Raw genomic sequence first — 12,822 nt, forward strand, 5'->3', positions numbered from 1 at the left:
TTGAGTTGAGGTCACACCTGTTCCCATGCCGAACACAGTAGTTAAGCTCTTCTTCGCCGAAAATACTTGGATGGTAACGTCCCGGTAAGATAGGGTGCTGCCGACACCTTACTAAACAGAGAAGATATTATTCTTCTCTGTTTAGTCATATTCCTCCTTAGCTCAGTCGGTAGAGCATTCGGCTGTTAACCGAAGGGTCGTTGGTTCGAGTCCAACAGGGGGAGCCAATAACGCATAATCCGAACACTTTCGTTACTAAGAATGTGTTCGGATTTGTTGTTTATTTATGATATTGTAACCGTCCGAATTTTTATGAGTTCGGGCGGTTTTTGTTCTTTTAAAATTAAATTCGCTTTAGAAGCGAAAAAACTAACTGTATTGGGTATAGATTTTATATTCTTGATATGATATACTGTTGATAAACACATAGGAGGGATATAATGGACAAAACAGTTATAAATTTTCGTTTATCGGATTTAAGAAAAGCAAAGCATATAACACAGGGGGAGCTTGCTGAATTTGTCGGCACTTCCTTTCAGACAATAAGTAAGTGGGAAAACGGTATAACTATGCCTGATATAACTGTACTTCCCGTACTCGCAGCTTTCTTTGAGGTTTCTATTGATGAGCTGTTAGGAATAAAACCTTTGAAGGGCGATGTCTATTCCTCTGAAGAAACCGACTCTGAAAAGTTTTGGGATAATCATTTTGAATATATTATGCGTTCAAGGAATGAAAGCTGGAATAATGATTACCTTGGTTTTCTCATTCGTGAGGTATGGAAAATTGATAATCCTGTCAACGTACTTGATTGTGGGTGTGGATATGCACATTTCGCTCCGATGTTGATGAAATACTTACCCGAAGGCAGTAGCTATACGGGCATAGATTTCTCATCGTCCTTAACTGAACAGGCTGAAAAATTGTTTGAAAAATATAATATTAACGGGAGGATTTTAAAAGGCGATTTTCTTGAAAGTAATTTCATAGATAAATTCGATATTGTAATGTGCCAGTCTGTACTCCGTCATATCGGTGATTCCAAAGCATTCATAAGCAAGATGATAAATGCGGCGATTGACGGTGGTCTTGTTATATGTATTGATACCAACCGTGAAATTGAGTGCTGTGGTTTGTATATTGACGGTATGGATTACGGAGATTTATGTGACCATAGTGGAGCAATAAAGCATTGGAAAGCTGAACTTGAAAATTCTAAAAGAGATTATGCTGCCGCTATGAGAAATGCCTATGTTATGCGTGGGCTTGGCTTATCAGATATTGATATTCGTATGAGCGATAAGGTATCTTTTGTTTGTCCGGAACAGAGTGATTATGATACCAAAATCAACGATTTTATTGATTCTAAAAGTTTATGGTATTCAGATGTTGAGGAAGCTGTTGAAAGGCTCATCAATCACGGTATGACAAGAAATGAAGCAGAATCGTATGTTGGTAAAACAAACAAGATATGCAATTACCTTGAAAATAACAAAAGCGAAGTTGCTTTTACACGTTTCAAAGGTAAGACAATAACTTTTGGTTGGAAAAGGAGAGCTTGAAATGGATAATTACAGCTTATCGGTTGGTGTTATAGTGATAAAGGATTCAAAGGTTTTGCTTGTAAAGCATAACTATGGCAGTGCTAATGGCAAGTATCTGAATCCGGGAGGATTTTTGAAAGACGGAGAGCTGCCTGAAGAAGCTGCAGTTCGTGAGGTCTTTGAAGAAACAGGTGTAAAGATTTCGCCTGTGGGAATGATTGCTGTTCGCTGTCGTAGTAATGAGTGGTATATGGTTTTCAAGGCTGATTATGTCGAGGGCGAGCCTTGTGCAAATACAGAGGAAAACGATGAAGCTTTGTTTATGGATATAGATGAGGCTCTTTCAAATCCGCTGGTAACAGACACCGCTAAAACGCTTATTCAGACAGCGTTATGCGGTAAGGTGATACCTGCTGTTGATTGCCGTAAAAATCGGTGGATGTATTCAGTTGATAATCTCGCTTAACCAATTTCGCAACAAGTTGTTGCTTGACTTGCACTCATTTGTCGAATATAATGAGCTTACGAGGTGATGATATGACAACAGCTGAAATAATCAAAGAACTCCGTCAAAATGTCAATATGACGCAGGATGAAATGGCACAGGCTCTTTTCGTTACAAGACAGGCTGTTTCACGATGGGAGAACGGAGATACAACACCAAATCTTGAAACGCTGAAACAGATTTCAAAAATGTTCGGTATATCGCTTAATCACTTGCTTACAACAGCTCACAATACTGACGATACAACCGCTGAAATAAATGCAGAAAGGTTTATTGGCTTTGCAGACATATACGAAAACAGCCGCCCGACAGTTCCTGTTCATTCAGTTGAGATAATATCCGAGTATCTCGGAAGAATGCCTGATACTGTTGTGGATTTAGGTTGCGGCACAGGTCTTTCAACATTGATTTGGGAGAACAAATGCGGCAAAATCATCGGCATTGACCCGAGTGATGATATGTTAAGTATTGCAAAAACAAAGTCGAATAATACTGTATCGTTCATCAAGGCGTATTCTGATTATACAGGTCTGCCTGATAATAGCGTAGATGTTGTGTTCTGCTCACAGGCATTTCATTGGATGAATCCCGCTGATACGCTTACGGAAGTCAATCGAATTTTGAAAGATGACGGCATTTTTGCTGTTATTGATTGCGATTGGCCGCCTGTATGCAACATTGATGCAGAAATCACATATATGAACTTATTCAACAAAGTGAGAGTTATAGAGGAAGAACACAATGAAATCTGCAAAACCTTTCACCGATGGGATAAAAACAAGCATTTAAAAAATATGATTGAAAGCGATTATTTCAGATATTGCAGGGAGATTGTATTTGACAACTGCGAGGATTGCAATGTTGAACGCTTTTTGGCTTTGGCACAAAGTCAAGGCAGCTTACAGACTATTCTTAAACTTGCTCCCGAACTTATTGAAAAAGATTATCTTACCTTTCAAAAGGCGATATATAAGATTTTTGACAAGGGAATGGATAAAGTGAGCTTTTGCTATCGTATGAGGGTAGGAGTGAAGTGATAGGACTGTTTTGTTTGGTAAATGATACATAATTATTAAAATCGCAATTTTTATCAACCCTCCTAAAACAAAAAGTGGTATAATAAATGCGGAGGAACGATTATGGAACAAATACACATTCAACGCACAATAGATTATATCGAAGCAAATTTAAAGGACGAACTGGATAATACAACTCTTGCAAAAATTGCAGGATATTCAGAGTACCATTTTCTTCGTTTGTTCCGTAAGTGTGTTCGCCTTACACCTGCTGATTACATACGCAAACGTCGTATTTCAGAGATAGTGCGCCGTATTGGTGATGAAAACCGTCCCATATCGGATATAGCTTTTGAGTATGGCTTTAATTCCAAAGAGAATTTTACCCGTGCTTTTAAAAATGAGCATAGAATACTACCGACTGAATTTAAAACTGCAAATTGCAGTTTAAGGCTATTCCAACCCTTTAGCTTTAATATTACAGAACCGCACCCGGATATATCTATGATGTATATGAACAAGTTTTCCTTGATTGTTTATCCTTGTGATGAGGATTTACCTGCAAGCTTTTGGAATAAGTACAATGCAGAAAAACGTTCTGAATTGCTTTCGGGTGGCATGGTGGTCGAGGATTATGGAGCAATGAAGTGGAATCCCGACAAGAATCGTCTTGATTATTATATAGGAATATGCGAGGAATTTGTTAGAGGTGATATCACAGGAACGGTCAAGCTTGATGTTTCGGAGGGTTTGTATGCCGTTTTTGATACTACGCCAGCAACACAGCACGATTTTGTCAATACAATTCATCGAACTTGGGATTGGATATACAACGAATGGCTGCCCAAAAGCGGATACCGCAGGGGAAATGGTTATGAGTTTGAGGTTTATGTAGAAGCAAGCAAAAAATATTCAGAACGGATTTATGTTCCGTTAGAAAAGGAGAAAGAAAATGGCTGAAATTATTAAAACATTTAAAGAAAGCGTTCCCGCAATGCGTTTTATAGGAAAGAAATATCCTGATTTCGGCGGTTGGTGGGGTGATTGGTTTGCAAACGGTTGGTTTGACGAAATTGAAAAAGCTATGGGTGGTGCTGACACTATCCTCAAAATATGGGAAAATGGTGCGGGATATGTAGGTCTTGAACGACGCTGTGACGGACAGTCATTTGAATATTGGATTGGTATGTTCACACCTGCTGATACTGTTGTTCCAGATGGTTTTGAATATGTTGATTTCCCTGCTGTAGGTCTGGGCACTTGCTGGATTTATGGAAAGGAAGAAGATGTACACGATACAAGCGGATGTTATAGTGCTATTGTAAGTAATGGTATGAGGCTTTGGAAAGATAAAAACGACGGTGTATGGTCTTTTGAAAACTGTCTGTGTCCACGTTACACTACTCCTGACGAAAAAGGAAATGTTATTATGGACTACTGCTACTATGTAGAATGATTGGAGCTAATTATGCACAAAAACGGCAAATGGGCGAAACAAATAATAGAATGGCAGAATGCCGACGGCAGTTGGGGCGATTATCATTCCCTTGCTGTTGCAGGCAATTCCCGAATCACAACAGAACAAGCTATCCGCAGACTTGAATCGCTCGGCTATACTATTGAGGACGAGTGTATTCAGAAAGCTGTTCAGTATATGAGCGATTGTCTTGTCGGAAAAAATACTATTCCCGATAGAGTTGAAAAGGTTCACGATTGGAATGTGTTTTTATCGCTGATACTTTCTACGGGTATAAGAAGATTTACAAAGGATAACCCTGTTGCAAATAAGGTTGCTGAACAGTGGGCAGAGATTATAACAGTCGCATTTACGGATGGCAGCTATAATTATGATAAATATGTTGAAGCCTACAAAAACATTCTGAAACCAAACGGCGGAAGAATTATAGGAATTGAAAATTACTACCCTGTATCACTTTTGTGTGATTGCCTTGATGAGAAAACGGAGAATGCTTTTATTGAGCATATTCTGAATTTCGATAAAGGTATCTACTATATTTACGATAGTAAGCTTACTGTTCCTCCGCAGGAGTTTCAGAGCAAAAAAGCAAGCAGATATCTCGGTGCAATCGAACTGCTTGTCAAATACAAACATACTCGTCACAAGCTGAATTTTGTTTCAGATTGGCTGAATGCCAACCGCAACGAAAATGGCAAGTGGGATATGGGCAAGTCAGTCAATGACAAGTTGTATTTTCCACTGTCTGATAATTGGAGAAAAAGCGAGACTCGTGAGGCGGATTGTACAGAGAGAATTGAGAAAATTATGTGCCTTTTTTAGTAGTATTTGAGGTGCTATATGAATAATACAGAATGGAGCCTATGCCCAACCTGCGGTGGTAAAACCCGTGACAGAATAAGACAGGATACAATTCTTATAAACTATCCTCTCTACTGTCCGAAATGCAAGCAGGGGCATTTAATGCACTTAAAAATTATAGAGTAAAATGATAAATTAGAATTTGTAGAGGTAATGTATGGATAGAATTACAGCGGAAAAAATTTTGGAAGAAGCTCAAAATATGAATGATGGAGCTTGGGTAAGACATTCCTATAATGTGGCATGTTTAGCAGAAAAAATAGCAGATAAGATGGGACTAGATAGCGAAAAAGCATATATTCTAGGGTTGCTTCATGATATAGGAAGAAGAAATGGAAATATGGAAGCTCGTCATACGTTGGAAGGTTATCGTTTTTTAAATGATGTAGGATTTGAAGAGGGTGCGAGAATTTGCTTAACACATACTTTCCAATACAAAGATGTTGATGGGATTTATGATAGGTGGGACTGCACTTATGAAGAAAAACAATTTATAAGAGATTATTTGAACAATATTATTTATGATGACTATGATAGGTTGATTCAGTTGTGCGATGCATTGTCTTTATCAAATGGGTATTGTTATGCGGAAAAAAAGATGGTGAGTAGTGTAATAAAATTTGGGTTTAAAGATACTACGATAAGTAAGTGGAAAGCAATACTTGATTTAAAAGAATATTTTGATGACAAAGTTAAAGAAAATATCTATGAATTGTTTTGACAAATTCCAATTTAGTGAGCAGTATTAAAGGAGAACACCTTATGCAAAACACAGAATGGCTCCTATGCCCAACCTGTGGCGGCAAAACCCGTGACCGAATAAGAGAGGACACAGTTCTTATAAACTATCCTCTCTACTGTCCGAAGTGTAAGCATGAGCATTTAGTTGAAGCTAAAAATTTAAAAGTTACAGTTATCAAAGAGCCAGACACAAAGGTGCAGAGCCGATGAACGTGAGAAACCACAGTTCATCGGCTCTTTTTGTTTGGTATGTACGCAGTTACTTTTCTGAAGCTGTACCAATCAAGGCTTTAGCAGTTGCTTTGACGACTTCCAGAGAACGCTCATCGCAGGTGTAAAGCATACGGATAAGATTTTCTACCTCGGATTCTTTGGACGGTTTCTCGGGGTAGAAAATCAAGTCCGGTGAAATGGACAACTCTCGGATTAACTTGTAAAGAATATCGTAGCTTGGCTTTTTGCCCTCATTTTCAATTCTATACAAATATCGCTCGGTAATGCCTATGCGTTCTGCAAGCTCCTCCATTGTGAGTTCGGAACGCTGTCGTGCGGCTTTGATGATTTTACCGAGTGTTTCAGGTTCAGTATGCACTTGCAGTTCACCTCCGCTGTATATAATTATACAGAAATCTGTCGAAATTATAATGGCATAGAGGTTCTGTGTTAAAGTGTACTGTTGGTTCAAAATGGAATATGCAAATTACCTCGTCAAAAAAAACTGAATTGTGACGAGGAGCATTTTGCTGTCTTAATTCCTTCAGTTCAGTTTTTGGACTGGAGGTTTTTTTATGTGCTGGAGTAGTTTCTGCATTTCGCTGCCTGTTTTAAGCAGCGAATACAAGCGTATCTTATAGGCATAAAAGTAAATATTGATTGCTCAAAAAAAGAGTAGCTTTTGCTACGGGATTCGTGAGCATTCATACTGAACTATGCGTTCAGATTTATAATGAAATATTAGCATTATCTCCTGTTATGCGGTTTATACCGTATGACAGGGGATTTTTTGTTTTTCCGTATTTAAAAGGTATGGAACGATGTCGTTCTCCTCCGATCCGAAATTTTGATTCACACAAAAATTCAAAATTTCGGAGGAAACGACTATGTCAGATGAAGAAATCAAAGTTGAAGTATATAAGACCGAGGACGGTAAAAACTGCCTTGTTCTCGCAAGTGTATATAAAAATAACTGTTCACATGAAACTACGGTTATCGTTGAAGATGATGTGCTGGAGGTTTTCGAGGCAGCTCGCAGAGAAACTGAAAGACAGCGTTCTCGAGAACGCAGGCACGGATTGAAGAAAATCTATCTCGGCAATGAGGATTACGAAGCGAAGCTGGGAATGGTGACACAGGCTCCTGATGAGGGTATACATAGCGATATGTACTTGGAATACCTTAAACAGTTTTTCGACGATAAGGTTTACAAGCGTGGGATGATGTATTATCTGCATAAATTCACGGAAGCAGAGATTGCAGAGCTTGAAGGTGTATCACAAGCAGCAGTTTCAAAAAGTATACGAACATTTAAGGAGATAATGGCGAAGTTGTACAATTATGGCCTTGAATAATCATTTCAATTTATAATTTGCTACAAATCTTTTTCTTTGGGTTATAAAAACACCCTCTAAGTGACCCGAATATGTGAAAGGGGTTAATCTGCTCCTTTCACATACCACTCAGAAGGGAGGCAGAGAATATGCACGGAGATGATGTAGCAAGTGCAGGCGTAAGCGTGTCAACGCAAATCGTTTCAAAGGCAACCGAAATCCTTTTGGATATACTCAAGGTTGCAATCGAAAAGGAACGAGAAGCTGCACGACTGAAGCAGTCCGAAAAACAGCAGGTTTTGTCAGGTGGCGAGGTGACATACCAAAAGCTGAAAGAGGGCGGCGAAGTAACAATGCTCCCATCCTTTGCAAAAGACGATTACGGAGGGTTTCTCAAACGGGCAAAAGAAATGGACATTCCTGTTGCGGCGATACAGGAACACGGAAAGGAAAACACGCTTTCACTTTTCTTCAATGTGAAGGATAAGGAAGCGGTAAATGCCATAGTTCAGGATATTGTCCGAGAGAAGCTGAAACAGCCTGAACAGACCGAGCGTATGATTACCATTGAAAAGGAACAGGTTGAGGGTTTCCAAATGTATTGTTCAGACCACGACATACCTGTGAATTTTATGGAAACTCAGAACGGAGTAAAGTGCATTTTCGGTGTTGCTTACGAAAAGCAGATGGAAGCGGCTGTGGAGAATTTCAAAAAGCTCCACAGCGAGCTTGCCAAAACCGAAATTGATGTGCAGAAAGATTCCAAAGGAAAGCTGAAAATCACATTCAGCGATACCGAGCAGGGCAAAAAGGTAACGATGAATTTCTGTACGAAATCCAAAGTGGAACGTGTCTTGCAGGAACGGCTTGGGTTTAGTCAGGTCAAAGCGGTTGAAGCGGCGAACGCACTTACCGCAAAGCTGTCAGACCAACAGCTTGGATACTATTTAAGCGGTTCAAAACAGCTTGAGCAGATGGCTTATTACGAAAAGGACATCAAGTTTGAAAACGAGAATGTTCTGACGGATAAGTTCTCATTTGCGAAAATGCAGTTTCAGGAGGAAGATACTCTGAAGCTCACCATTACCGATGAGCGAGGGCATTTTGTTGTCCTTTCTGCAAACACACGTGACAGAGCCGAGATTGAAAAAAGTATCCGTCAGCATTTAAAGGTTGAGGATACGGAAACGGTCAAGGCGATTATGACAAAAGCTGAAAGGCTAGGATTTGTCGATGAGCCGAAGCAGGTTCAGTTCAAAGAGTACCTTATTGAGCGTGAAACACAATCCGCATTTACGGTGCGTGGCGGTTCTACGGTAGTCAGACTTGATTTGTCTGACAGAGAACGGCGAAAAAACAGCTTATGGACAGCTTTGGAATGACAGCGGCAAAGGCTGAAAGAATTATCGACAAAGCGAAAAAGCAGACTATTGTGAATAATCTGCTGAAAAAGGCTAAAGCAAAGGCAGCGTTGACAGCCGACGCTATCAAGCATAAGAAGCTGGATAGGGGGTCACGCAAATGAGCCGAGTAGCAAAAAAACCTGATTTCGTTACAATCAGCATTTATGCGGTGCTTGCCGTATTCGTAATTTATTTTGCGGCTTCGCTGGGAGCGTGTTTTGACCTTTCATCAGATGAGGAAGGCAAGGTTGATTTTGATAACCTTGCAAACAGCTTGGAAACAACCCTTATGGATACTGAGCTTGTCTTTGAACAGGTCAAAGCTGGCGGGAATGCCGTTATGTTTCCTGTTTTTACTGCTTTCGGTATCGGACTTTACACCCTTATGAAAGTAACAGGCAAGAAGAAGTTTCACCGAAAGGGTGAGGAACACGGTTCTTCAAGGTGGGCAAATAAGAAAGAAATAGCTTCGCTTCTGGACAAGCCGCCTAAAAAGAAAAAGGGTGAAAAGAAACCCCGTGACCAGCCTAAGCCGAAAAAGGGCGAGTTTGTTATGGACAATAACATCATTCTTACAAATGATGTGAAAATGTCGCTTAACACAAGGCAGACGAGGAAAAACCTTAATGTTATGGTAATCGGCGGTTCAGGTTCGGGTAAATCCCGTTTCTATGTAAAGCCGAACCTTATGCAGTCAAACACAAGCTATGTCTGCACAGACCCTAAAGGCGAGCTTCTTCGCTATACGGGGAAAATGCTGGAGAGCTACGGCTATAAAATAAAGGTATTCAACCTTATTGATATGGCTCATTCTCACAACTACAACCCGTTCAACTACATTTATGATGTTGACGGAAATTACAGTGCAACTGCTGTAATCAAGATGGTAAACGTCTTGATGAAGAATACCTCAAAGGAGGGCGGCGGTGGAGGCGATCAGTTCTGGGATGACTCCACAAAGGCACTTTTAGCGGCACTCTGTTTCTATCTTGTTGAGTGCGAGGATAAATCAATGCAGAATTTTTCTGAGGTTATGAAGCTTCTGAAAAAAGCGGAGGTGAAAGAGGGTAGCGACGATTATCAATCCGATCTTGACCTTATCTTCGACGCACTTGAATTTCCCGAAAAATATCAGACAGAAGAAGCCGAACACAATGAGCAGTTCAAGAACCTGAACCTCATTGACCTTGCAAAATCAGCAAAGCCTGCAAGCAGATATATGTGTCTGAAATACTACAAGGATTTCAAAAAAGCGGCAGGCGATACAGCAAAATCTATCCTTATTTCTACTGCGGTAAGATTGCAGGCGTTCAATATTCCCGAAGTTATGGATTTGACCTGCTGTGACAACATTCACCTTGAAATGATAGGTGATGAAAAGACCGTAATGTATATCATTATTCCGTCTTCAGATGATACATTCAATTTCTTGGCGGCGATGATGTACACACAGCTTTTCGATGTTCTGTATGACAGAGCCAATTTCAAGCACGGCGGCAGACTTCCTTTTCACGTCCGCTGTCTGCTGGATGAGTTCGCAAATGTCGGCACTATTCCTCGATTTGAGGAGTTATTGGCAACAATGCGTTCTATGGAAATTTCAGCAAATGTCATTATTCAGAACCTTTCGCAGCTTAAAAAGATGTATAAGGATAGCTGGGAAAACGTACTCGGTAACTGCGACAGCCTGTTATTTTTGGGCGGTCAGGAGCCGACTACGCTTGAACACGTTTCCAAAACGTTGGGCAAGGAAACTATTGATACCCGTTCCCATAACCGTACAAGGGGCAGAAACGGTTCTACCTCTGAAAACGACGGTATCTTGGAACGTGAGCTTATGACAGTGGACGAGCTGAAGGTTATGAAGGATAACGAGTGTATTCTGTTCGTTCGTGGTATCTATCCGTTTTTCTGCAATAAATTCGTGATTGAAAAACACCCGAATTACAAGCTGTTGGAGGATTGGGACAGGGATAATGCCTACCTGATAAGTGACATAAAGACGGTGCAGTACGGCTATTACGATGAGCAGAAAAACGATGATTTACATTCCGAACCTGTTGAGGATTCAGAAAGCACAAGCGGCAATTTCGTTATCAAAACGGAAATATCAGACCGTAGAACTTCAAGTGAAGAAGCTCTCGACCAAGAATTTGAGCAGTCTGTCACCATTGAAGATATAATCGGCAATCAGGTGCATACGTTCATCGGTGCAAAGGAGTTCCCAAAAGACCCGAAGCACGGCTTTGCGCCTGCAAATCTTGATAATACCGAAATGGTAGTAACGGCAGAGCCGAATTTGAAACCGCCTTTTACAGAGGTAACAGACGAGAGCTATCTCGACAGTTTTGATGTTATTTAATTTTATGGAGGAGTTTACATATGAGAAGAATTATTACATTTATCAAGGACAAGTTCGCAGATTTCAAGGCTTCTATCAAGAGAACGCAGATTAAGATGAAAACCAATCTCAAGGAAGATTTCACGCCTAATAATCAGCTTGCCGACGAACAGCGTGAAGCAAAGAGAATGCGCTCAATCAGCAGAATTACAACAGGTATTATGGCTGCAACAATGGCGATGTCCTGTATGGGCATTACCTGTTTTGCGGCTGACGGAGCCTCTTCCGAGGGTGTTGAAACATTTAACACAGTAGTTGAGTTTATCGTTGACTGGGTAGCAAGAATCGGTCTTGTTATCGGCTTCATCGGTGCTGTTCAGTTTGCAATGGGCTTCAAGGACGATTCCGCCGACGGTAAGACAAGAGGTCTTATGTGCCTTGCTTCAGGCTTCATTGTATTCGCTGTTGCAAAGGCTTACGATATGTTCACAGCGTAAGTGCAAGCCTTTTCGGAGAAGCTTCCGCAGTGGCAGAGGCTTTTCCGAAATTTACTGAAAGGAGCTGACAGGGACAATGATTGAATGGGCAACCATTGAAGAATGGGTCAGAACTTGGCTCGACGTAATAAACTACACATTTGATAACGCTATAAATGCCCTGACAATATCTCCATTTGACAGCAGTATTACGGTAATCGACACGGCAATGACAGCCGTTGAGGGTGTAGCTCTTGTACTGGTATCAATGTTCTTTGCGATACAGCTATGCAATGACGCTATGCTTCTGAAAATACAAAGTTATGAACAGGTGTTCAAGCTGTTTTTCAAGTTTATTCTTGCAAAGGTAATCGTTCAGAACGCAAGAGGAATAATGGATATCCTCTTTAACGGCTTTAATTACATAGCGGACACGTTGGGAGAAACGAATTACGGATTTCTGTCATCGTTCAACACAGACGCTATTATTGCACAGCCTGCTGATGCAGGATTTCTGAACCTGAACTACCTTATGAAATATCTTGAAGCAATGCCAACGTTCCTTATTCTTATGGGAGCTTGCTGGGTAATCAATCTTATCCTTATCGGCAGACTTTTTGAAATTATCGTATATACCGTAATTTCTCCTATTCCGCTTGCAACCTTTGCAGGTGAAGGCTGGCACGATAGTGCAAAGGCTTTCATCAAGAGCTATGCGGCTGTCTGCTTGCAGGGACTTGTGGTGATTGTAATGTTCTACGCCTTTTCACAGGTTGCGGAACTACTGGGAGGAACGGATTCAATGGGAATAACAATAACGGCACTTGCTCTGGCATTGGGCGTTGCTAAAAGCGGACAATGGGCAAGGCAGGCTGTCGGTGCATAGCAAAGGATAATACTATGAAAATTCG

Annotated in this window: 16 protein-coding genes, 1 tRNA gene and 1 rRNA gene; 17 read left to right on the plus strand and 1 reads right to left on the minus strand. The window is 40.6% G+C overall.

The features are described from left to right. The 11 genes from rrf to DW793_RS10120 form a co-directional block, all read left to right on the plus strand. A 5S ribosomal RNA gene (gene rrf, locus DW793_RS10070) occupies nucleotides 1-106 on the plus strand; the annotation flags it as partial. 45 nt (nucleotides 107-151) lie between these two features. Then, nucleotides 152-227 (plus strand) — tRNA-Asn (locus DW793_RS10075). A gap of 213 nt (nucleotides 228-440) precedes the next feature. Beyond that, a complete protein-coding gene (locus DW793_RS10080; RefSeq protein WP_118157920.1) occupies nucleotides 441-1,562 on the plus strand; it encodes a helix-turn-helix domain-containing protein in 1,122 nt (373 codons plus the stop codon). 1 nt (nucleotide 1,563) lies between these two features. After that, nucleotides 1,564-2,010, plus strand: a complete 447-nt coding sequence (locus tag DW793_RS10085; protein ID WP_118157922.1) for an NUDIX hydrolase — start codon at nucleotides 1,564-1,566, stop codon at nucleotides 2,008-2,010. A 71-nt stretch (nucleotides 2,011-2,081) separates the two neighbouring features. Then, nucleotides 2,082-3,086: a methyltransferase domain-containing protein gene (locus tag DW793_RS10090; RefSeq protein ID WP_252969840.1), complete on the plus strand. Its 1,005-nt coding sequence runs from the start codon at nucleotides 2,082-2,084 to the stop codon at nucleotides 3,084-3,086. Between the two features lie 102 nt (nucleotides 3,087-3,188). Then, nucleotides 3,189-4,025 carry an AraC family transcriptional regulator gene (locus DW793_RS10095; protein WP_252969841.1) on the plus strand — a complete coding sequence of 279 codons (837 nt, stop codon included), beginning with the start codon at nucleotides 3,189-3,191 and terminating at the stop codon, nucleotides 4,023-4,025. After that, nucleotides 4,018-4,521 carry a hypothetical protein gene (locus tag DW793_RS10100; RefSeq protein ID WP_118157926.1) on the plus strand — a complete coding sequence of 168 codons (504 nt, stop codon included), beginning with the start codon at nucleotides 4,018-4,020 and terminating at the stop codon, nucleotides 4,519-4,521. Before DW793_RS10095 ends, DW793_RS10100 begins: the two co-directional genes overlap by 8 nt. Nucleotides 4,522-4,533: 12 nt before the next feature. After that, the gene (locus DW793_RS10105) at nucleotides 4,534-5,364 is read left to right on the plus strand and encodes a hypothetical protein (RefSeq protein WP_118157928.1); all 831 of its coding nucleotides are present in this window, start codon (nucleotides 4,534-4,536) and stop codon (nucleotides 5,362-5,364) included. A gap of 18 nt (nucleotides 5,365-5,382) precedes the next feature. Continuing rightward, nucleotides 5,383-5,529, plus strand: coding sequence for a cysteine-rich KTR domain-containing protein (locus tag DW793_RS10110; protein ID WP_118157930.1), 147 nt, complete (start codon nucleotides 5,383-5,385; stop codon nucleotides 5,527-5,529). 31 nt (nucleotides 5,530-5,560) lie between these two features. Continuing rightward, nucleotides 5,561-6,124, plus strand: coding sequence for an HD domain-containing protein (locus tag DW793_RS10115; protein ID WP_118157932.1), 564 nt, complete (start codon nucleotides 5,561-5,563; stop codon nucleotides 6,122-6,124). Between the two features lie 41 nt (nucleotides 6,125-6,165). Beyond that, nucleotides 6,166-6,354: a cysteine-rich KTR domain-containing protein gene (locus DW793_RS10120; RefSeq protein WP_118157933.1), complete on the plus strand. Its 189-nt coding sequence runs from the start codon at nucleotides 6,166-6,168 to the stop codon at nucleotides 6,352-6,354. Between the two features lie 49 nt (nucleotides 6,355-6,403). Here the strand turns inward: DW793_RS10120 and DW793_RS10125 are convergent, their stop codons facing one another. Then, nucleotides 6,404-6,736 carry a helix-turn-helix domain-containing protein gene (locus tag DW793_RS10125; RefSeq protein ID WP_252969843.1) on the minus strand — a complete coding sequence of 111 codons (333 nt, stop codon included), beginning with the start codon at nucleotides 6,734-6,736 and terminating at the stop codon, nucleotides 6,404-6,406. A 508-nt stretch (nucleotides 6,737-7,244) separates the two neighbouring features. Between DW793_RS10125 and DW793_RS10130 the strand changes: the two genes are divergently transcribed. The 6 genes from DW793_RS10130 (at nucleotide 7,245) to DW793_RS10150 (ending at nucleotide 12,797) form a co-directional block, all read left to right on the plus strand. Next, a complete protein-coding gene (locus DW793_RS10130; protein WP_118157935.1) occupies nucleotides 7,245-7,712 on the plus strand; it encodes a hypothetical protein in 468 nt (155 codons plus the stop codon). A gap of 128 nt (nucleotides 7,713-7,840) precedes the next feature. Next, nucleotides 7,841-9,073 (plus strand): DUF3801 domain-containing protein, encoded by a 1,233-nt coding sequence (locus DW793_RS10135; protein ID WP_118157937.1) that lies wholly within the window; start codon nucleotides 7,841-7,843, stop codon nucleotides 9,071-9,073. Then, nucleotides 9,055-9,216 carry a hypothetical protein gene (locus tag DW793_RS14675; RefSeq protein WP_181988341.1) on the plus strand — a complete coding sequence of 54 codons (162 nt, stop codon included), beginning with the start codon at nucleotides 9,055-9,057 and terminating at the stop codon, nucleotides 9,214-9,216. The genes DW793_RS10135 and DW793_RS14675 overlap by 19 nt, the downstream gene beginning before the upstream one ends. Beyond that, nucleotides 9,213-11,456 (plus strand): VirD4-like conjugal transfer protein, CD1115 family, encoded by a 2,244-nt coding sequence (locus tag DW793_RS10140; protein ID WP_118157939.1) that lies wholly within the window; start codon nucleotides 9,213-9,215, stop codon nucleotides 11,454-11,456. The genes DW793_RS14675 and DW793_RS10140 overlap by 4 nt, the downstream gene beginning before the upstream one ends. Before the next feature lie 20 nt (nucleotides 11,457-11,476). Next, nucleotides 11,477-11,932, plus strand: coding sequence for a hypothetical protein (locus DW793_RS10145; RefSeq protein ID WP_181988342.1), 456 nt, complete (start codon nucleotides 11,477-11,479; stop codon nucleotides 11,930-11,932). Between the two features lie 76 nt (nucleotides 11,933-12,008). Beyond that, nucleotides 12,009-12,797, plus strand: coding sequence for a hypothetical protein (locus DW793_RS10150; protein ID WP_118157941.1), 789 nt, complete (start codon nucleotides 12,009-12,011; stop codon nucleotides 12,795-12,797). Nucleotides 12,798-12,822 lie beyond the last annotated feature (25 nt).

The organism is Ruminococcus sp. AM31-15AC (assembly GCF_003462045.1).
GTDB classification, from domain to species: Bacteria; Bacillota; Clostridia; order Oscillospirales; family Ruminococcaceae; genus Hominimerdicola; species Hominimerdicola aceti.